This is a genomic window from Streptomyces sp. NPDC057743 (assembly GCF_042798755.1).
In the GTDB taxonomy this organism is placed as follows: domain Bacteria; phylum Actinomycetota; class Actinomycetes; order Streptomycetales; family Streptomycetaceae; genus Streptomyces.
Genome location: NZ_JBHVJX010000024.1, coordinates 18,790 through 37,554, shown reverse-complemented (window position 1 = coordinate 37,554; position 18,765 = coordinate 18,790). Strand labels below are relative to the sequence as shown.

The 18,765-nt window shown below is 70.4% G+C and carries 16 protein-coding genes and 2 tRNA genes; 7 read left to right on the top strand and 11 right to left on the bottom strand.

What is annotated here, in order from left to right; translation table 11 throughout:
* Positions 1 to 9 precede the first annotated feature (9 nt).
* Positions 10 to 1,263: a hypothetical protein gene (locus tag ACFVFQ_RS25915; protein WP_383420151.1), complete on the top strand. Its 1,254-nt coding sequence runs from the start codon at positions 10 to 12 to the stop codon at positions 1,261 to 1,263.
* On the opposite strand, the gene ACFVFQ_RS25910 is transcribed toward ACFVFQ_RS25915, so the two are convergent.
* On the bottom strand, positions 1,229 to 3,877 hold the full coding sequence (locus ACFVFQ_RS25910; RefSeq protein ID WP_383420149.1) for a valine--tRNA ligase: 2,649 nt from the start codon (positions 3,875 to 3,877) through the stop codon (positions 1,229 to 1,231). The genes ACFVFQ_RS25915 and ACFVFQ_RS25910 overlap by 35 nt on opposite strands.
* A 172-nt stretch (positions 3,878 to 4,049) precedes the next feature.
* Here ACFVFQ_RS25910 and ACFVFQ_RS25905 point away from each other — a divergent pair, with 172 nt between their 5' ends.
* Positions 4,050 to 5,069: a hypothetical protein gene (locus tag ACFVFQ_RS25905; protein ID WP_383420147.1), complete on the top strand. Its 1,020-nt coding sequence runs from the start codon at positions 4,050 to 4,052 to the stop codon at positions 5,067 to 5,069.
* 76 nt (positions 5,070 to 5,145) lie between these two features.
* Here the strand turns inward: ACFVFQ_RS25905 and clpX are convergent, their stop codons facing one another.
* The 5 genes from clpX to ACFVFQ_RS25880 all read right to left on the bottom strand — a co-directional run bounded on the left by clpX (position 5,146) and on the right by ACFVFQ_RS25880 (position 9,894).
* Complete coding sequence (gene clpX, locus ACFVFQ_RS25900) at positions 5,146 to 6,429, bottom strand: ATP-dependent Clp protease ATP-binding subunit ClpX (protein WP_383420145.1); 1,284 nt, start codon at positions 6,427 to 6,429, stop codon at positions 5,146 to 5,148.
* A gap of 161 nt (positions 6,430 to 6,590) precedes the next feature.
* A complete protein-coding gene (locus ACFVFQ_RS25895; RefSeq protein ID WP_383420142.1) occupies positions 6,591 to 7,265 on the bottom strand; it encodes an ATP-dependent Clp protease proteolytic subunit in 675 nt (224 codons plus the stop codon).
* A gap of 65 nt (positions 7,266 to 7,330) precedes the next feature.
* Positions 7,331 to 7,933 carry an ATP-dependent Clp protease proteolytic subunit gene (locus tag ACFVFQ_RS25890; protein ID WP_383420265.1) on the bottom strand — a complete coding sequence of 201 codons (603 nt, stop codon included), beginning with the start codon at positions 7,931 to 7,933 and terminating at the stop codon, positions 7,331 to 7,333.
* 290 nt (positions 7,934 to 8,223) lie between these two features.
* Positions 8,224 to 9,609 (bottom strand): trigger factor, encoded by a 1,386-nt coding sequence (gene tig / locus ACFVFQ_RS25885; protein ID WP_383420140.1) that lies wholly within the window; start codon positions 9,607 to 9,609, stop codon positions 8,224 to 8,226.
* Between the two features lie 208 nt (positions 9,610 to 9,817).
* Positions 9,818 to 9,894 (bottom strand) — tRNA-Pro (locus tag ACFVFQ_RS25880).
* 135 nt (positions 9,895 to 10,029) lie between these two features.
* Here ACFVFQ_RS25880 and ACFVFQ_RS25875 point away from each other — a divergent pair.
* Positions 10,030 to 10,100: transfer RNA gene (locus ACFVFQ_RS25875), tRNA-Gly, on the top strand.
* A gap of 119 nt (positions 10,101 to 10,219) precedes the next feature.
* The gene (locus ACFVFQ_RS25870; RefSeq protein ID WP_383420138.1) at positions 10,220 to 10,600 is read left to right on the top strand and encodes an ArsC/Spx/MgsR family protein; all 381 of its coding nucleotides are present in this window, start codon (positions 10,220 to 10,222) and stop codon (positions 10,598 to 10,600) included.
* 27 nt (positions 10,601 to 10,627) lie between these two features.
* Here the strand turns inward: ACFVFQ_RS25870 and ACFVFQ_RS25865 are convergent, their stop codons facing one another.
* The gene (locus tag ACFVFQ_RS25865) at positions 10,628 to 10,822 is read right to left on the bottom strand and encodes a hypothetical protein (RefSeq protein ID WP_383420136.1); all 195 of its coding nucleotides are present in this window, start codon (positions 10,820 to 10,822) and stop codon (positions 10,628 to 10,630) included.
* 386 nt (positions 10,823 to 11,208) lie between these two features.
* Between ACFVFQ_RS25865 and ACFVFQ_RS25860 the strand changes: the two genes are divergently transcribed.
* Positions 11,209 to 12,429, top strand: coding sequence for a cation:proton antiporter (locus ACFVFQ_RS25860; RefSeq protein WP_383420134.1), 1,221 nt, complete (start codon positions 11,209 to 11,211; stop codon positions 12,427 to 12,429).
* On the opposite strand, the gene ACFVFQ_RS25855 is transcribed toward ACFVFQ_RS25860, so the two are convergent.
* On the bottom strand, positions 12,386 to 13,531 hold the full coding sequence (locus ACFVFQ_RS25855; protein ID WP_383420132.1) for a PP2C family protein-serine/threonine phosphatase: 1,146 nt from the start codon (positions 13,529 to 13,531) through the stop codon (positions 12,386 to 12,388). The two genes, ACFVFQ_RS25860 and ACFVFQ_RS25855, sit on opposite strands and share 44 nt — an antisense overlap.
* Before the next feature lie 127 nt (positions 13,532 to 13,658).
* Between ACFVFQ_RS25855 and ACFVFQ_RS25850 the strand changes: the two genes are divergently transcribed.
* Positions 13,659 to 14,888, top strand: coding sequence for a GNAT family N-acetyltransferase (locus ACFVFQ_RS25850; RefSeq protein ID WP_383420130.1), 1,230 nt, complete (start codon positions 13,659 to 13,661; stop codon positions 14,886 to 14,888).
* Between the two features lie 22 nt (positions 14,889 to 14,910).
* Here ACFVFQ_RS25850 and ACFVFQ_RS25845 read toward each other — a convergent pair whose 3' ends face one another.
* Together ACFVFQ_RS25845 and ACFVFQ_RS25840 are read right to left on the bottom strand one after the other, a co-directional pair.
* A complete protein-coding gene (locus ACFVFQ_RS25845; protein WP_383420127.1) occupies positions 14,911 to 15,732 on the bottom strand; it encodes an Fpg/Nei family DNA glycosylase in 822 nt (273 codons plus the stop codon).
* A 112-nt stretch (positions 15,733 to 15,844) separates the two neighbouring features.
* Positions 15,845 to 16,333: a ribose-5-phosphate isomerase gene (locus ACFVFQ_RS25840; protein WP_383420124.1), complete on the bottom strand. Its 489-nt coding sequence runs from the start codon at positions 16,331 to 16,333 to the stop codon at positions 15,845 to 15,847.
* 186 nt (positions 16,334 to 16,519) lie between these two features.
* On the opposite strand from ACFVFQ_RS25840, the gene ACFVFQ_RS25835 reads away from it, so the two are divergent.
* Positions 16,520 to 17,980 (top strand): amino acid permease, encoded by a 1,461-nt coding sequence (locus tag ACFVFQ_RS25835; RefSeq protein ID WP_383420120.1) that lies wholly within the window; start codon positions 16,520 to 16,522, stop codon positions 17,978 to 17,980.
* Between the two features lie 75 nt (positions 17,981 to 18,055).
* Here the strand turns inward: ACFVFQ_RS25835 and ACFVFQ_RS25830 are convergent, their stop codons facing one another.
* Positions 18,056 to 18,655, bottom strand: coding sequence for a biotin transporter BioY (locus tag ACFVFQ_RS25830; RefSeq protein WP_383420118.1), 600 nt, complete (start codon positions 18,653 to 18,655; stop codon positions 18,056 to 18,058).
* Between the last annotated feature and the right edge of the window lie 110 nt (positions 18,656 to 18,765).

Sequence of the window (18,765 nt, the reverse complement as noted above, 5' to 3'; positions counted from 1 at the left end):
TGAAGAGGCGTGCCGGCAATCAGTCAGCGGATGCATTTGGTGCTGCTCACCGCCTGGACCGTGCTGTGGTTCATGATCGTTGAGCCGCACGGCGGCTTCTCTTGGCACTACCTCCGCGCCGGCGGCGCGCTGATATACCAGGGCGACGCCGGCGACGGCACCGGCGGCCTCAACCTCTACGCACACCACCCCGAGCTCCAGATGGGGCCGATCAGCTTCCTGACGGCCGGGCTGTTCAACCCGTTCCCGGAGGTCACCGGCCAGTTCCTCGCCGCAGCCCTGATGTCCGCCCTGGGCCTGGTCATCCTGGTGCTGGCCGGCCGCAGCGCCGCCCACCACTTCCTGGGCACCGGCACCAACCACCAGCGGCTGCGGCAGCGGGTGTTGATCGCCGGGCTGGCCTTCATCCCCATGTGGATCGAGGTCGCGGTCCGCTTCGGGCACCTCGACGACGTGCTGGCGCTCTTCTTCACCGCCCTCGCGGTCCGCTCCGTCACCCGCGGCAACGCCGCCCTGACCGGCGCCTTTTTGGCCCTGGCGATGGACTCCAAGCCGACCGCGCTGGCCTTCGTTCCGCTGCTGCTGGCGCTGCCGAGGCACAAGTGGCTCAAGGCCGGCCTGTGGTGCGCGGGGTTGGTCGCCGTCGCCTGGCTGCCGTTCTTCATCGGCGACACCCAGTCCTTCGCCGCCGCCAAGTTCGCCATCCCCAACCACCCGGCGTCCGCGCTGCGTTGGCTGGGCGTGGCCGCCCCCGAGACGCCCGGCTGGGACCGGCCCGCGCAGTTCGCGCTCGGGCTGGTGCTGGGCGGAATCGCGGTCTGGCGCGGCCGTTGGGCGGCGGTGGTGCTGCTGGGCGCCAACGCCCGGATCGTGCTGGACCCCAGCGTCTACACGTACTACACCGCGTCGGTGCTGCTCGGCACGCTGCTGTGGGACGTCATCGGGCAGCGCCGGCTGGTCCCTTGGTGGAGCTGGCTGGCGCTGCTCGTCCTCTATGGCAGCGTCTTCGCGGTCCCGGACGACTCCGCGCGGGGCCTGATCCGGCTGGCGTTCGTGGCGGTCTCCACGGCGTATGTGCTGCTGTGGCCGGTCCGCGAGCGGGGCGGCCGCGGTGGGCCCCGCGGGCGGCGCGCGCGCCGGGGACGGCGCAGGCCCCCCGTCCAGAGGGACGAGGGGCCCGTGGTGCCGGAGGCGGCGTGGCCCGGCGCGCGGCCGGAGCCGCCGGCGACTACGCGCTGGGCAGGCCCGCCAGCTGTGCAGTGATCCGCTCGATGTCGGCCTCCGCGGTCGCCAGCCGGCCGCGGATCTTCTCCACCACCTGCTCCGGCGCCTTGCCGAGGAACGCCTCGTTGCCCAGCTTGGCGGTGGCCTGCTTCTTCTCCTTCTCGGCCGCGAGCAGGTCCTTCGTCAGCCGCTTGCGCTCCGCCTCGACGTCGATCGCGCCGGAGAGGTCCAGGGCGACCGTGGCGCCGGCGACGGGCAGCGAGGCGGTGGCGGCGAACTCCTCGCCGGCCGGCTGAAGGCGCAGCAGCGAGCGCATCGCGGCCTCGTGCGACGCCAGCGCCGTACCGGTCAGGTCCAGCCGCGCGGGAACCTTCTGGCCCGGCTGGAGGCCCTGGTCGGAGCGGAACCGGCGGACCTCGGTGACGACCTGCTGGAGCGTTTCGATCTCCCGCTCGGCGGCCTCGTCCCGGAAGCCGCCCGGGGCGTTTGAGCCGGGGACGGCCACGGCCGTCGGCCAGTCGGCGATGACGATCGACTCGCCGCCGGTCAGCGCCGTCCACAGCGTCTCGGTGACGAACGGGACGACCGGGTGCAGCAGCCGCAGGGTGACGTCGAGGACCTCGCCCAGCACCCGGCGGGAGGCGTCGGCGGCCGGGCCGCCCGCCATGAACGTCGTCTTGGACAGCTCGACGTACCAGTCGAAGACCTCGTCCCAGGCGAAGTGGAAGAGGGCGTCCGACAACTTGGCGAACTGGTAGTCGTCGTAGTACGCGTCGACCTCGGCGACGACCGCGTTGAGCCGGGAGAGGATCCACCGGTCGGTCGCCGACAGGGCCTCGACGGGCGGGAGTTCACCCTCCACGGTGGCGCCGTTCATCAGCGCGAAGCGGGTGGCGTTCCAGATCTTGTTGGCGAAGTTGCGGGAGCCCTGGACCCAGTCCTCGCCGATCGGAACGTCGACGCCCGGGTTGGCGCCGCGGGCGAGGGTGAAGCGGACCGCGTCGGAGCCGTAAGTGTCCATCCAGTCCAGCGGGTTGACCGCGTTGCCGAAGGACTTCGACATCTTCTTGCCGAACTGGTCGCGGACCATGCCGTGCAGCGCGATGGTGTGGAACGGCGGGGTGCCGTCCATCGCGTACAGGCCGAACATCATCATCCGGGCGACCCAGAAGAAGAGGATGTCGTAGCCGGTGACCAGGACGGAGTTCGGGTAGAACTTCTCGACGCTGGGGGTCTGCTCGGGCCAGCCGAGCGTGGAGAACGGCCACAGGCCGGACGAGAACCACGTGTCGAGGACGTCGGTGTCCTGGTGCCAGCCCTCGCCGGTGGGCGCCTCGTCGTCGGGGCCGACGCAGACGACCTCGCCGTTCGGCCCGTACCAGACCGGGATGCGGTGGCCCCACCACAACTGCCGTGAGATGCACCAGTCGTGGAGGTTGTCGACCCAGCCGAAGTAGCGGGACTCCATCTCCTTGGGGTGGATGGCGACCTTGCCGTCGCGGACCGCGTCGCCGGCGGCCTTCGCCAGCGGGCCGACCTTGACCCACCACTGCATCGACAGCCGCGGCTCGATGGTGGTCTTGCAGCGCGAGCAGTGCCCGACGGAGTGGGTGTACGGGCGCTTCTCGGCGACGATCCGGCCCTCGGCGCGCAGCGCAGCGACGATCGCCGAGCGGGCCTCGAAGCGGTCCAGCCCCTGGAACGGGCCGTGCGCGGTGATCACGCCGCGCTCGTCGAGGACGGCGAGGTTGGCCAGACCGTGCCGGCGGCCGATCTCGAAGTCGTTGGGGTCGTGGGCCGGGGTGACCTTGACCGCGCCGGTGCCGAACTCCGGGTCGACGTGCTCGTCGGCGACGACCGGGATGCGGCGGCCGGTCAGCGGCAACTCGATCTCGGTGCCGACGAGATGGGCGTACCGCTCGTCCTCGGGGTGGACGGCGACGGCGGTGTCACCGAGCATCGTCTCCGCGCGGGTGGTCGCGACGACGATGGACGAGTCCCCCTCCCCGTACCGGATCGAGACCAGCTCGCCGTCGTCGTCCTGGTACTCCACCTCGATGTCCGAGATGGCGGTGAGGCAGCGCGGGCACCAGTTGATGATGCGCTCGGCGCGGTAGATCAGCTCGTCCTCGTAGAGCCGCTTGAAGATCGTCTGGACGGCCTTGGAGAGGCCCTCGTCCATGGTGAAGCGCTCGCGGGACCAGGCGACGCCGTCACCGAGCCGACGCATCTGGCCCGAGATCTGGCCGCCGGACTCGTTCTTCCACTGCCAGACCCGCTCGACGAACGCCTCACGGCCGAGGTCGTGCCGCGAGACGCCTTCCTTCGCCAACTCCCGCTCGACGACGTTCTGGGTGGCGATGCCGGCGTGGTCCATGCCCGGCTGCCACAGCGTCTCGTAGCCCTGCATGCGCTTGCGGCGGGTGAGGGCGTCGATCAGCGTGTGCTCGAAGGCGTGGCCCAGGTGCAGGCTGCCCGTGACGTTCGGCGGGGGGATGACGACGGTGTACGGCGGCTTCTCGCTCTTCTCGTCCGCCTCGAAGTAGCCCCGCTCTACCCAGCGCTCGTACAGCGGCCCCTCTACCTCGGCCGGCGTGTACTGAGTCGGCAGTTCGGGGACGCTGTGCTTGGGATGCTGAGTGTTCTCGGTCACGACCGACAGTGTACGGGCGCGGATGTGGCGGCTTCGAATCGGTTTCGCCCCCGGGGCACCGCCTGTCAGCGGCGTCATACAGGATGTCGGCAGCGCATAAACATCACGCCCGACGCCCGGGTGCCGCCCGCGGCGGCCCGACGTCATCAGCAGTCACGAGGGGAACCGCTCCATGAGCTTCAACCAGCCGCCTCCGGGCCCGTACGGCCAGCAGCCCCAGCAGCCCGGCCCGTACGGCCAGCCGCAGCCGCCCGCCCCGCAGCCCGGCTACGGTTACCCGCAACAGGGCGGCCCGGTGCCTCCCCAACAGGGCTACGGCTACCCGCAGCAGGCCCCCCAGCAGTTCCCGCAGCAGGGCCCGCCGCAGCAGTTCCCCCCGCAGGCCCCGCCGCAGCAGCCCTACGGCCAGCCCGCCCCGCAGCCTGGCCCGCCCAACTACGGCCAGCAGCAGCCCCCCTTCGGCGGCCCCCAGGGACAGCAGGGCCACCAGACGCCCTACGGGATGATCCCCGAGGAGCCGGAGACCGGCGGCGGCAACGGCAAGAAGATCGGCCTGATCGCCGGCGGCGTCGCGGTGATCGCGGCGATCGCCGTCGGCGCGTACTTCGTCTTCGGCTCGGGCGGCAAGGTGAAGCCGTACACCATCGCGCTGCCGGACAAGCTGCTGGGCGGGCAGTTCAGCAAGGCCCCGACGCGCGACAACAGCGCCGGCACCCAGGACCTCGCCAAAGACAAGGACGCCAAGGCGCTCGGCATCACCGACGGCAAGGGCGTGCAGCAGACCTACCAGAGCACCAGCGGCCTCATGATGCAGGTCTTCGGTTTCTACGGGAACGTCGGCGACCCGCAGGGGACGGTGACCCGGATGTTCGCCAAGATCGACAACAGCACGAAGCAGTCCCGCGGCGCCAAGATCGAGGACGTCACGCAGGTCACCGAGTACTCGCCCAGCGGCTTCGACGGCGACGTGATGAAGTGCCGGACGCAGAAGGTCGAGGTCGCCGAGAGCGGGATCACCATCCCGGTCACCTACTCCACCTGCATCTGGGGCGACAGCAGCGCCGTCGGCGTGGTCTACATGGTCGCCCCGCCCAAGGCGAGCAGCAGCGGCAGTTCCGCCACCACCCCCGGCGCCAAGGAGCTCTCCGAGACCACCGCCAAGGTCCGCAACGAGGTCCGCAAGGAGAAGTGACCCGCCCGCAGACGACACCACCGCCCGGCAGCAACTCGGCTGCCGGGCGGTGGTGTTGACGGAGCGTCGGGAGCGGCTACGCGCTCTTCTCCTGGGGTTCGCCGGAGTCGCCGCGGGTGCGCGGGACCAGGGTCGGGTTGACGTTGGAGTGCACCACGTCCGCGGTGATGACGACGCGGGCGACGTCCTTGCGGGACGGGATCTCGTACATCACCGCCTGGAGGACCTCCTCCATGATGGCGCGCAGGCCGCGGGCGCCGGTGCCGCGGAGGATCGCCTGGTCGGCGATGGCCTCCAGGGCCGGGCGGTCGAAGTCCAGCTCCACGCCGTCGAGTTCGAAGAGCCGCTGGTACTGCTTGACCAGGGCGTTGCGCGGCTCGACGAGGATCTGGAGGAGCGCCTCGCGGTCGAGGTTGTGGACCGAGGTGAGGACCGGCAGGCGGCCGATGAACTCCGGGATCATCCCGAACTTCACCAGGTCCTCGGGCATGACGTCCTGGAGCTGGTCCTTGGACTCGATCTCGCGCTTGGAGCGGATGGTGGCGCCGAAGCCGATGCCCTTGGCACCGGACCGCGCCTCGATGATCTTCTCCAGGCCCGCGAAGGCACCGCCGACGATGAACAGCACGTTGGTGGTGTCGATTTGGATGAATTCCTGGTGCGGGTGCTTGCGGCCGCCCTGGGGCGGGACCGAGGCGGTGGTGCCCTCCAGGATCTTGAGCAGCGCCTGCTGGACGCCCTCGCCGGAGACGTCCCGGGTGATCGACGGATTTTCGCTCTTCCGGGCGACCTTGTCGATCTCGTCGATGTAGATGATGCCGGTCTCGGCCTTCTTGATGTCGAAGTCCGCGGCCTGGATCAGCTTCAGCAGGATGTTCTCGACGTCCTCACCGACGTAGCCGGCCTCGGTGAGCGCGGTCGCGTCGGCGAAGGCGAAGGGGACGTTGAGCATCCTGGCGAGGGTCTGCGCGAGCAGGGTCTTGCCGGAGCCGGTGGGGCCGAGCAGCAGGATGTTGGACTTGGCCAACTCGATGCCCTCGTCGCCGCGTCCGGGGCCGTTCTCGCCCGCCTGCACGCGCTTGTAGTGGTTGTACACGGCCACCGAGAGCGCCTTCTTGGCGGCTTCCTGGCCGACGACGTAGCCGTTGAGGAACTCGTAGATCTCGCGGGGCTTGGGGAGTTCCTCCCAGCGCACCTCGGAACTCTCCGCGAGCTCCTCCTCGATGATCTCGTTGCAGAGATCGATGCACTCGTCGCAGATGTACACACCAGGTCCCGCGATGAGCTTCTTCACCTGCTTCTGGCTCTTTCCACAGAACGAGCACTTGAGCAGGTCTCCGCCGTCACCGATGCGTGCCACGAGGTGAATCCCCTTCGCCTGGGATCCGCATTGCTCCGCGGACCCGGGTGCTTGCCTATCGACGGTACCTTGCCGGGCCCCCCGTACGGGCCCCCCTTGGACCGACTCGGTTCACTCGGTCCAAGGGGGCGACGCTCCGGCGCAATTCGCGAAGAACGCGATCAGACGGAGACGGAGGTCTTCCGCGTGGAGACGATCTGGTCGACCAGACCGTACTCCAGGGACTCCTCGGCGGTCAGGATCTTGTCACGCTCGATGTCCTCGCGGATCTTCTCGATCGGCGTGGAGGAGTGCTTGGCCAGCATCTCCTCCAGCTGCGTGCGCATCCGCTGGATCTCGCGGGCGGCGATCTCCAGGTCGGAGACCTGGCCTCGGCCGGTCTCGCTGAACGGCTGGTGGATCAGGATCCGCGCGTTCGGCAGCGCCATCCGCTTGCCCGGGGTGCCGGCCGCCAGCAGCACGGCCGCGGCGGAGGCCGCCTGGCCCATGCAGACCGTCTGGATGTCGGGCTTGACGAACTGCATCGTGTCGTAGATCGCCGTCAGCGCGGTGAACGAGCCACCGGGGCTGTTGATGTAGACCGAGATGTCGCGGTCCGGGTCCATCGACTCCAGGCACAGCAGCTGCGCCATGACGTCGTTGGCGGAGGCGTCGTCGATCTGCACCCCGAGGAAGATCACCCGCTCCTCGAAGAGCTTCGCGTACGGGTCGTACTCGCGCACGCCCTGCGAAGTGCGCTCGACGAAGCGCGGAACGATGTAGCGGGACTCCGCGGGCATGCCGGAGAACTCGGCCTGCGCGCGCTCGTAGAGACCGCTTCCGGGGAAGTTGTTCATCTGGAGGTTCACCGTCCTGGTGGCGAAGTGGGGCTGGGGGTCGACTGCGGGGCGTGGGCCAGGGCTCAGGCCCCGGTGCCGCCCCCGCCCGGAACGCCGGTGGCGGAGGGCATCACGTCGTCGATGAGGCCGTACGCCTTGGCCTCCTCGGCGGAGAACCAGCGGTCGCGGTCGGCGTCCTTGGTCCACTGCTCCAGCGTCTGGCCGGTGTGCGCGGCGGAGAGCTCACCCAGGCGCTTCTTCGTGCGGAGCAGCTGCTCGGCGTGGATCTTGATGTCCGAGGCCGAGCCGGCCAGGCCGGCGGAGGGCTGGTGGATCAGGATCTCGGCGTTCGGCAGCGCGAAGCGCTTGCCCGGGGTGCCGGCGCTCAGCAGGAACTGGCCCATCGAGGCGGCGAGGCCCATGGCGATGGTGACCACGTCGTTCTTGATGTACTGCATGGTGTCGTAGATCGCCATGCCGGCCGTGACCGAGCCGCCCGGGGAGTTGATGTAGAGGTAGATGTCCTTGTCCGGGTCGGCGGCGAGGAGCAACAACTGCGCCGTGATCTTGTTGGCGATGTCGTCGTCGACCGGCTGGCCGAGGAAGATGATCCGCTCGTTGAGCAGCCGGTTGTAGACCTGTTCGCCGAGGCCACCGGAGGTCGGCTCAGCGGCGGCGGAAGGCATCGGGATCGTCACGTGTCCACCTGCTCGTTGTCGAAACGGCTCGGGGCCGTCTTCAGCGTCGTCTTCTGGGGCCGGGGACCGCGGCCGCGTGGTGCGCCCCACGCACTGTCAGCAACTCCCCTGCCCTCGTATCTACGGACCCTAACGCGCTGGTCGGCGGGCGCCATCCCGGAGCGAGAACTGTTCGCTGTGAGCGCAGGCTCACGGACCGGGACGACACACGGGCCCGAACACGCGGACGTGCGCGTTCGGGCCCGTGATCAGGTATGTCGGCGAGAGCGCCGGGGCGGTCAGCCCTCGGTCTTCTCCGCCTTCTCGTCACCCTCGGCCTCGGCGACGACGGCCTCGGCGGCCTCCGTCTCCTCCTCGTCCTCCAGGTCGACGACCTCACCGTTGGTGTCCTTGACCGTGGCGGCCTCGACGACCACCGCGAGGGCCTTGCCGCGGGCGACCTCGCCCACCAGCATCGGCACCTGGCCACCCTCGACGACGGCCTGGGCGAACTGGTCGGGGCTCATGCCGGAGGACTGGGCACGCCGCATGAGGTGCTCGGTGAGCTCCTCCTGGCTGACGTTCAGCTTCTCCTTGTTGACCAGCTCGTCGAGGACGAACTGGGTCTTGATGCCCTTCTCCGCCTGCTCCTTGGTCTCGGCGTCGAACTCTTCCTCGGTCTTGCCCTGGATCTCCAGGTACTTGGCGAGGTCGAGGCCCATCTGAGCGAGCTGGTGGTTCTCCAGGTTGTGCTTGCGGGTGCGGATCTCGTCCTCAAGCAGCTTCTCGGGGATCGGCACCTCGATCAGGCCGAGCAGCGCCTCCAGGACCTTCTCCTGGGCCTGGGTGGCCTGGTCGAACTTCTTCATCCGCGCCAGCCGCGTGCGGCTGTCGTCCTTGAGCGCGTCGAGGGTGTCGAACTCGCTGGCCATCTGGGCGAACTCGTCGTCCAGCTCGGGCAGTTCGCGGGCCTTGACCTCGGTGACGTCGACCTTGACCTCGGCCTCCTTGCCCTGGGCGGAGCCGCCCTTGAGCTCGGAGGTGAAGGTGGCGCTGTCGCCGGCCGAAAGACCCGTGACGGCCTCGTCGATGCCGTCGAGGAGCTCGCCGGAGCCGATGGTGTAGCTGACGCCGTTGGCGATGCCGTCGGCCAGCACCTCGCCGTCGACCTTGGCCTCCAGGTCCACGGTCACCACGTCGCCGTCCTGGGCGGCGCGCTCGACCACGGAGGTGGAGGCGAAGCGCTCACGGAGCTGCTCGACGGACTTCTCGACGTCCTCGTCGGACACCTCGATGGCGTCGACCTCGACCTCGATGCCGGAGTAGTCCGGGATCTCCAGGGCGGGGCGGATGTCGACCTCGGCGGTGAAGGCCAGCAGCTCGTTGTCCTTGAGCTCGGTGATGTCGACCTCGGGCTGACCGAGGACGTTGAGCTCGGCCTCGTTGACCGCGCTGGTGTAGAACTTCGGGAGCGCGTCGTTGACGGCCTCTTCGAGCACGGCGCCGCGACCGAACCGCTGGTCGATGACGCGGGCAGGGATCTTGCCCTTGCGGAAGCCCTTCACCGTGACCTGCTGGTTGATCTTCTTGTACGCCGCGTCGAGGCTGTCCTTGAGCTCCTCGAAGGGCACCTCGACAGTGAGCCGAACCCGGGTCGGGTTCAGGGTCTCCACGGCGCTCTTCACGGTTCGGTCTCCTTGGGCTGACTTTGGGGTATTGCCTTAGATCCGCCAGCTCCGGCATGTCCCGGGCCGGCCGACCGCGCCCGGTCCAGAGACACACAGGCACGCAGCTTGCATAGTAACCGCAAGGAGGAGGGCGCCCACAACGCGATCTTGAAGGACCGCTTATGCCCGTTTTGTGTGCGTAGGGCACGCGGGACGGGCGCCGAACTGGTCGGGGTGGCCGGATTCGAACCGACGACCTTCCGCTCCCAAAGCGGACGCGCTACCAAGCTGCGCCACACCCCGTCGGTGCGACACGTAGGGTACATGGCCGCGGACCGTACGGCTGCCCGTTATTCGGGAGCGGGGTGCGGTGTGCGATCGATGGGCTTCACCCGCTACGATGCTCTGCGTGCCGGGGTCCCAGCGACCGTGGCGTTCGCGGGCGTAGCTCAATGGTAGAGCCCCAGTCTTCCAAACTGGCTACGCGGGTTCGATTCCCGTCGCCCGCTCAACAAGGGGGAGAGCCCCGGGTCGTACGGCCCGGGGCTCTTCACGTTCTTGGGCGCCGCGGCCGGGCCGCGCGCCCGGTCGCTTCTCTCCCGTGACGGGAGTCCCTAGGGTGACCGGCATGGAGATCTGGATCAATCCCGCGTGCTCCAAGTGCCGTTCCGCGGTGGGGATTCTGGACGCCGAGGGCGCCCGGTACACCGTGCGGAAGTACCTGGAGGACCCGCCGACCGTCGACGAACTGCGCGCCGTACTGGGGCGGTTGAACCTGGAGCCGTGGGACATCACCCGCACCCAGGAAGACGAGGGCAAGGCGCTGGGTATCGGGACATGGGAGCGCACCGGCGCCGAACGGGAACGGTGGATCGAGGCGCTGGCGGCGCACCCCCGACTGATTCAGCGGCCGATCATCACCGCCGACGACGGTTCGGCCTTGGTGGGGCGCAGCGAGGATGCCGTACGGGACGCGCTGGCGCGGACCGGGGGCGGACGGACCCCCTGAAGGCCGGTCCGCGGACCCGAACCGGCGCTAGAACGTGATGTGGTTGATGGTCTGTGCGATGGAGTTCAGGAACCGGTTGATCGACGGCGCCATCCCCGTGGAGGCGAGGAAGAAGCCGAACAGTATGGCGACGAGCGCCGGACCGGCCTTGATCGCCTTCTGTCTGATCAGCACGACAAGGATGATCCCCAACATCAGGACAACTGATAGCGACAGAGCCACAACTGATCACACCCTCGGTCGGAACGCCTCACCGGCCCTGGGGCATGCCGCGCACACCCCCGGCACCCATCGTGCCATCAACTCCCTGCCCACTGCAGGCGGGTGACGAATCATCGGCCAACGCTTTGCCCGTTCGCGGCAGTTACGGCAAAGCCACTTCCGGACGTCCCGCCGAGCCCTCGACCTCGGCGGGACCGGCCCCCAAAAGATGCTGCACCGGCTCACAACGGTCACCGGTCGGTCACCCTGTTAATGGTTTGGTAATCTAAGTATTGACCAGTCCTTGACACTGTCTTGACCTTGTGTGCGACCCGCGCCCCGTGTCTGGACGCACGCCGACGACCAGGAGGAACGGGCCCATCGGACACGCAGACACCCTGATCGCCATGGGCGGTGCCTTTCTCGCCGCCGCCGTCCTCGCCCGCCTCGGCGGCCGGATCGGACTCCCCACCATCCCGCTGTTCATCCTGGCCGGAATCCTGCTCGGCCCGAACACCCCCGGCATCGTGCTGGTCGCCGACCCGCACGAGCTGGAAATGCTCTCCCTCCTCGGCCTGGTGCTGCTGCTCTTCTACCTGGGCCTTACGTTCCACGTCGACGACCTCAAGGCCGGCGGCCGCAAGATGGCGCTGGCCGGCGGGGCCTACCTCACGCTGAACGTCGGCGCCGGGCTCGGCTTCGGCTTCGCGCTCGGCTGGGGCACCTCCGAGGCGCTGGTGCTCGCCGGGGTGCTGGGCATCTCGTCGTCCGCGATCGTCACCAAGGTGCTGGTCGACACCGGGCGGTTGGGCAACCCGGAGACCAAGCCGATCCTCGGCATCATCGTCGTCGAGGACATCTTCCTGGCGCTCTATCTGGCCGCGCTGCAACCGGTGCTCTCCGGGGCCGACTCGCTGGCCTCGGCGGCGCCGGCCGCCGGGAAGGCGTTCGGCTTCCTGCTGCTGCTCGCCGCGGCCGCCCGTTGGGGCACCCGCGTCATCGGCCGGCTGATCGCCACCAAGGACAGCGAGCTGCTGGTGATCTCCTTCCTGGGGGCCGCCGTTCTGGTCGCCGGGATCTCCGAGTGGTTCGGGGTCGCGGACGCCATCGGGGCGTTCATGGTGGGCCTGATGCTGGGCGGGACGAGCACCGGGCCGCGGATCCGCAAGCTGGTGCACCCGCTGCGGGACGCGTTCGGGGCGATCTTCTTCTTCGCGTTCGGGCTCTCCATCGACCCCGGTGACCTGCCGAGCGTGGTGTGGCCGGTGCTGATCGCGGTGGCGCTGACGCTGCTGATGAACGTCCTGGCGGGGCTCGCCGCGGCCCGGATCCACGGCTTCGGACCCGGGCCGGCCGCGAACATCGCCACCGCGCTGCTGGCCCGCGGCGAGTTCGCGCTGATCCTGGCGACGATGGCGGCGGGCGCCGGGCTCGACGAGCGGCTGGCGCCGTTCATCGCCGGCTATGTGCTGATCCTGGCCGTCCTCGGGCCGCTGGCGGCCGGCCGCTCCGGGCTGTTGGCCCGCGTCCTGCCGGCCGGCGGCGCGCCGCGGGTCGCCGTGGCGGAGGGCGCTTTGGAGGCGGTCAACCGTCCCGACACAGCAGCAACAGCGCCCGGTCGTCGTTGACGTCCTTGGCGACGGCCTCGATCAGATGCCAGGCGGCACCGGCGAAGCCGGTGTGCACATAGCGCTCGGCCTCGCCGGTCAGCCGGTCGATGCCCTCGGCGATGTCGCGGTCGGCGGCCTCCACCAGGCCGTCGGTGAAGAGCATCAGCACGTCGCCGGGGCGCAGCGTCCCCTTGACCGGGTCGAACTGGGCGCCGTCGTAGACCCCGAGCAGCGGGCCCTCCCCCGCCTTCTCCTCCCAGCGGCCGGTGCCGGCGCTGAGTTGGAGGGCGGGGAGGTGGCCCGCGGAGAACAGCTCGTAGTCGCCGGACTCCAGGTCCAACACGAGGTGGACGGAGGTGGCGAAGCCCTCGTCCCAATCCTGGCGCAGCAGATAGCCGTTGGCGGCGGGGAGGAAGCCGTGCGGCGGCAGTGAGCCGAGCAGGCCGCCGAAGGCGCCGGAGAGCAGCAGCGCGCGGGAGGCGGCGTCCATGCCCTTGCCGGAGACGTCGGTGAGCACGACCTCCAGGATGTTGCCGTCCTGGGTGCGGGAGGCCACCACGAAGTCGCCGGAGAAGGACTGGCCGCCGGCCGGGCGGAGCGCCATCTCGTGGTGCCAACCCTTGGGCAGCTTGGGCAACTTGCTCTGCACGCGAATCCGTTCGCGCAGGTCGAAGAGCATGGTGCCGCCGCGCCGCCAGGGCACCCCGACCCGGCTGCGGAACTGCGCGACCAGCAGCCCTGAGAGCCCCACCGCGGCGACCACCAGGACCGTGCCCGGGGTGATCCGGTCCGGCCCCTGGTCGTACGGGCCGAACAGGGCCGCCTCGACGATCAGCGCGGCCGCGGAGGCCGCGTACAGGACCAGGAGGTTGGCCGGGCGCAGCAGCAGTCCGCCGGCGATGATCGGGAGGACCAGCGCGGTCGGCGCGATCCACTGCGGGCACCAGAGGGTGCCCAGGGCGATGGCGGGGACGGCGGCGAGCAGGGCGGCCAGCGCGAGCCAGTCGGAGCCGTCGCCTCGGAAGTAGTCGACCCCGGCCTTGCGCATGCCGACGCGGGCCCGGTGCAGGCGTTTGTGCACCCGGGCCCTCGGACTCTCCGCTCCCGCGCCGCGTGTCATTGCCCTGGGACCTTATCCACCCATTCGGCGGCGCGTCGATTCGTCGCACATCAACCCGGGGATTTGCCGGGAATTCGCGTTCGAAATGCGGTCGCGCGGCCGGCGGGCGGACTGCTAGGGATGCCGCATGACAACAGAGTTGCGGCGGTTGCGGGAGACCGATTGGGATGCCTGGTTCGACACCCTGGACGTGGTGTTCGGCGGGGTCCCGGACACCCCCGAGAGGCGCGCGTGGTGGCGCTCGGTCAGTGAGGTGCCGCGGGACATCGCGGTCTGGGACGGCGACGCGATCGTCGGCACGGCCGGGGCGTTCTCGTTCGGGTTGACCGTGCCGGGCGGCGCGGAGGTGGCCACCGCCGGCGTCACGACCGTCGGGGTGCTGCCCACCCACCGCCGGCGCGGGGTGCTGCGCTCGATGATGCGGCACCAGTTGGCGGACGTGCACGAGCGCGGTGAGGCGCTGGCGGCACTGACCGCCACCGAGCCGGCGATCTACGGGCGGTTCGGCTACGGCCCGGCCACCCAGGAGCTGCGGATGTCCGTGGACACCGTGCGGCTGGCCGCGCCCGAGCTGCCCGGCGTGGACGACGTCCGGCTGCGGCTGGTGGACCCGGTGGCCGGGCTCGCTCAGTGCGAGCGGGTCTACGAGCAACTGGTGCCGACCCGGCCCGGGATGCTGGCCCGGCGCCCCGGCTGGGCGCGCCGGGGGGTGCTCGACCCGGAGGCCGAGCGGCAGGGCGCCGGCCAACTCCAGTGCGTGCTGGCCGAGGTGGACGGCGCGGTGCGCGGCTATGCGCGCTACGCGGTCAAGCCCGACTGGGACCACGCCGGCCCGCGCGGGGTGGTGCAGCTCCGGCAGCTCGACGCGCTGGACCCGGTGGTCCACGCGGCGCTGTGGCGGCACTTGTTCGGCATCGACCTGACGGCGTCGGTGGTGACGCGCAGCCGGCCGGTGGACGAGGCGCTGCTGCACCTGGTGCCCGACCAGCGGCGCCTGGACGTCGGGGTGCGGGAGGCGCTGTTCCTGCGGCCGGTGGAGGTCGGGGCGGCGCTGGCGGCGCGGACGTACCGGGCGCCGGTGGACGTGGTGTTGGAGGTCACGGACGACTTCTGCCCGTGGAACGCGGGGCGTTGGCGGCTGTCCGGCGACGCCAAGGGGGCGAGCTGCGAGCGGACCACCGACCCGGCCGAACTCGCGCTGTCGGTACGGGAGTTGGGGTCGGCCTATCTGGGCGGGTTCACGCTGTCGGCGCTGGCCGGGGCCGGGCGGGTGCGGGAGGTGCGGCCGGGGGCGCTGGCGGCGGCGTCGCTGGCGTTCGGGTCGGACCCGGCGCCGTGGCTGCCGCACGGGTTCTGACCGGGGGCCGGCGCGGGCCCGTTCAGGGGCGGGCGGCGGCGGGCTGGCAGCCCGGGCACCAGAAGAGGTTGCGGGCCGCGAGGTCGGCGGTGCGGATCTCGCTGCCGCACAGGTGGCAGGCGGCGCCGGTGCGGCGGTAGACGTAGACCTCGCCGCCGTGGTCGTCGACCCGCGGCGGGCGGCCCATGGCCTCCGGGGTGTGCTCGGGGCGGACGGTGTCGATCCGGTTGTTCCGCACGCCCTCGCGCATCAGGGCGACCAGGTCGGCCCAGATCGCGTCCCACTGCTGTCGGCGCAGGTCGCGGCCGGGGAGGTAGGGGTCGATGCCGTGCCGGAAGAGGACCTCGGCGCGGTAGACGTTGCCGACGCCGGCGATCACCTTCTGGTCGAGCAGCAGCGCCGCGAGGGTGGTGCGGCTGCGGGTGATCCGGCGCCAGGCGCGCTCGCCGTCGTCGTCCGGGCGCAGTGGGTCCGGGCCCAGCCGCTCGTGTATCGCCTGCTTCTCGGCGTCGGTGATCAGCGCGCAGGTGGTCGGGCCGCGCAGGTCGGCGTAGTGGCCGGCGCCGACCAGCCGCAGCCGGACGGTGTCGGTGGGCGGGGGCGCCGGGGTGGTGCCGAAGCCGAGCTTGCCGAAGAGGCCGAGGTGGATGTGGACCCAGCAGTCGGGGGCGAAGCCGAGGAAGAGGTGTTTGCCGTGGGCCTCGGCCGTCTCCATGACCTGGCGGTCGATGAGGGCGGCGCCGTCGGCGAACTTGCCCTGCGGGCTGGTCGCCCGGATCTTCTGGCCCTCGAAGCGGTCGCGGTGGTCCGCGGCCAGGCGGTGGATCGTGTGCCCCTCGGGCATGGGGTGGTGGCCTCCGGCGGTTTCGTCTGTGGGTGCGGCCCGGGGGGCCGGTTCCGTGCCCACCCGTTCCGCCCCAGCGGAACGACTGCCCACGGAACCGGCGGCGGGGAGATCAGCCCTGCTGCGGGTGGTGGGCCGGGATCGGGGGGAGTTCGCCGGTGGTCTCGTAGCGGGAGAGCATCTCGATGCGGCGGGTGTGACGCTCCTCGCCCGAGTACGGGGTGGCGAGGAACACCTCGACGAAGCGGGTGGCCTCGTCCTGGGTGTGCATCCGGCCGCCGACGGAGATCACGTTGGCGTCGTTGTGCTCGCGGCCCAGCTTGGCGGTCTCCTCACTCCACGCCAGCGCGGCCCGCACGCCCTTGACCTTGTTGGCGGCGATCTGCTCGCCGTTGCCGGAGCCACCGATCACGATGCCGAGGCTGTCCGGGTCGGCGGCCGTCTTCTCCGCGGCGCGCAGGCAGAACGGCGGGTAGTCGTCCTGGGCGTCGTAGATGTGGGGACCGCAGTCGACGGGCTCGTGGCCGTTGGCCTTGAGCCAGTCCACGAGGTGGTTCTTGAGGTCGAAGCCGGCATGATCGGAGCCGATGTACACGCGCATGGCATGAGTGTGGCATGTCGCCTGCTGGGTAGACGCCACGGGGCCGCGGCCCGTCCTGGCGCCCCGGCCTCACCTCTTCAGGCAACTCACCAGTAACGACACGATCGGGATTCAGCTCTTCCAAACGGTCGTTAACAACGTTCTAATGCCTGGGTTCGACACGAGAACCACCGAAGGACGGTGCACATGGGCGCGCACCCGCCTACCCCTCACGCGGTCCCCACCGCCGGCGAATCCGGCGGCGGTACCGCGAACCGGTCCCCCGACGGGCTCCAGGCCGGCCTCAAGAACCGCCATCTGTCAATGATCGCCATCGGCGGAGTGATCGGCGCCGGCCTGTTCGTCGGCTCCGGCGCCGGCATCGCGGCCGCCGGTCCGGGCATCCTGCTGTCCTACGCGCTGACCGGCCTGCTGGTCGTGCTGGTGATGCGGATGCTGGGTGAGATGGCCGCGGCCTCCCCCACCTCCGGCTCGTTCTCCGCGTACGCGGACCGGGCGCTCGGCCGCTGGGCCGGCTTCACGATCGGCTGGCTGTACTGGTTCTTCTGGTCGGTGGTGCTGGCGGTCGAGGCGACCGCGGCGGCGGCGATCCTGACCAGCTGGATACCGTCGGTGCCGCAGTGGGCCTGGGCGTTGCTGGTGATGATGGTGCTGACCGGCACCAACCTGGTCTCGGTGGGCTCGTTCGGCGAGTTCGAGTTCTGGTTCGCCGGGATCAAGGTCGTGGCGATCGTGATCTTCATCGTGGTCGGTGCGCTGGCGATCTTCGGGCTGCCGCCGGGGCACCACGCGGTGGGCACCAGCAACCTGTTCGGACACGGCGGGTTCCTACCGAAGGGACCAGGGGCGATCCTCTCCGGGATGCTGCTGGTGGTCTTCTCCTTCATGGGCAGCGAGATCGTCACGCTGGCGGCGAGCGAGTCGCCGAACCCGGTGATGGCCGTCCGCAAGGCCGTCAACAGCGTGATCTGGCGGATCGCGCTGTTCTACATCGGCTCGATCGCGGTGATCGTGACCCTGCTGCCCTGGGACGACCCGGAGGTGGCCAAGAGCCCGTACGTGGCGGTGCTGAAGTCGCTGCACATCCCGTACGTGGACGTCCTGATGGACGTCGTGGTGCTGACCGCGGTGCTGTCCTGTCTGAACTCCGGCCTCTACACGGCGTCCCGGATGGCGTTCTCGCTCGGTGAGCGCGGCGATGCGCCGAAGTCGTTCGCAACGGTGAACAAGCGCGGCGTCCCGGCGGTGGCGATCTGGGCGTCGGTGGCCTTCGGCTTCGTCGCGACGATCTTCAGCTACACCTCGAAGGACACCATCTTCCAGTTCCTGCTCAACTCCTCGGGCGCGGTGGCCCTGTTCGTCTGGCTGGTGATCTGCTTCTCGCAGCTGCGGATGCGCCGGACCATCGAGCGGGAGATGCCGGAGCGGCTGACGGTGCGGATGTGGCTGTACCCGTGGCTGACCTACGCCACCATCGCGCTGATCATCTTCGTCGTGGGCTACATGTTCTACGACGAGAACGGCCGGCAGCAGATGGTGCTGTCGGTGGTCGCGGCCGTGGTGGTGCTGATCGCCGGGCTGCTGCTGGACAAGCGGCGGCCCCGCGAGGCGGCGCAGCAGCCGGCGGTCGCGGAGGAGAAGGCGTAGCCGGTTCGGATGGCACAGCGACGGGGCCCGCACCCAGGGAGGGTGCGGGCCCCGTCGGCGTCCGAGGTGGCGTCATCAGCCGCGGCGGCCGGCCAGCTTCCAGGCGGTCGGCAGCGCGCCCATCGCCAGGGCGATCTTGAGGGCGTCGCCGACCAGGAACGGCACCATGCCGACGGCGACGGCCTGGCCGAGGGAGATGCCGGTGCTGAGCGCCAGGTAGGGCACGCCGATGCCGTAGATCAGGGCATTGCCGGCGGCCATCGTGACGGCGGTGCGCAGCACCCCGCGGTCGCCGCCGCGGCGGGCCAGCGCGCCCACGGCGGTGGCGGCGAGCAGCATGCCGAGGACGTAGCCGAAGGTGGCGCCGCCGGCGCCGGAGGCACCGCCGGCGAACCAGGGCACGCCGGCCATGCCCACCAGGGCGTAGAGGGCCAGCGACAGCAGCCCGCGGCGGGCGCCGAGCGAGGCGCCGACGAGGAGCGCGGCGAAGGTCTGGGCGGTGACCGGGACCGGGGAGCCGGGGACCGGGACGGCGATCTGGGCGGCCAGGCCGGTGACCACGGCGCCGCCGACGACCAGCGCGGCGTCGCGGACGCGGGCGCGGCTGGCGGAGGACGCTGGCAGCAGGTCGGCAAGGACGGTGCCGGAGGTGGCGGTGGGGACGGCTGTGCTCATCGAGGACTCCGCGGGTGTGAGTGCGGACCCAGGGCTCGGATCCGGCGGGACGGAATGACGTTAGTTCAGAGGGCGGCGGCGATCATCGTGTGGCGCTGACAAAGCCGTAC

What these genes read in the sequence shown, in the direction of transcription:
- ACFVFQ_RS25905 (WP_383420147.1), top strand. Translation starts at nt 4,050, where the DNA reads ATGAGCTTCAACCAGCCGCCTCCGGGCCCGTACGGCCAGCAGCCCCAG.
- ACFVFQ_RS25895 (WP_383420142.1), bottom strand. Translation starts at nt 7,265, where the DNA reads ATGAACAACTTCCCCGGAAGCGGTCTCTACGAGCGCGCGCAGGCCGAG.
- ACFVFQ_RS25890 (WP_383420265.1), bottom strand. Translation starts at nt 7,933, where the DNA reads ATGCCTTCCGCCGCCGCTGAGCCGACCTCCGGTGGCCTCGGCGAACAG.
- ACFVFQ_RS25870 (WP_383420138.1), top strand. Translation starts at nt 10,220, where the DNA reads ATGGAGATCTGGATCAATCCCGCGTGCTCCAAGTGCCGTTCCGCGGTG.
- ACFVFQ_RS25860 (WP_383420134.1), top strand. Translation starts at nt 11,209, where the DNA reads ATGGGCGGTGCCTTTCTCGCCGCCGCCGTCCTCGCCCGCCTCGGCGGC.
- ACFVFQ_RS25855 (WP_383420132.1), bottom strand. Translation starts at nt 13,531, where the DNA reads ATGACACGCGGCGCGGGAGCGGAGAGTCCGAGGGCCCGGGTGCACAAA.
- ACFVFQ_RS25850 (WP_383420130.1), top strand. Translation starts at nt 13,659, where the DNA reads ATGACAACAGAGTTGCGGCGGTTGCGGGAGACCGATTGGGATGCCTGG.
- ACFVFQ_RS25845 (WP_383420127.1), bottom strand. Translation starts at nt 15,732, where the DNA reads ATGCCCGAGGGGCACACGATCCACCGCCTGGCCGCGGACCACCGCGAC.
- ACFVFQ_RS25840 (WP_383420124.1), bottom strand. Translation starts at nt 16,333, where the DNA reads ATGCGCGTGTACATCGGCTCCGATCATGCCGGCTTCGACCTCAAGAAC.
- ACFVFQ_RS25835 (WP_383420120.1), top strand. Translation starts at nt 16,520, where the DNA reads ATGGGCGCGCACCCGCCTACCCCTCACGCGGTCCCCACCGCCGGCGAA.
- ACFVFQ_RS25830 (WP_383420118.1), bottom strand. Translation starts at nt 18,655, where the DNA reads ATGAGCACAGCCGTCCCCACCGCCACCTCCGGCACCGTCCTTGCCGAC.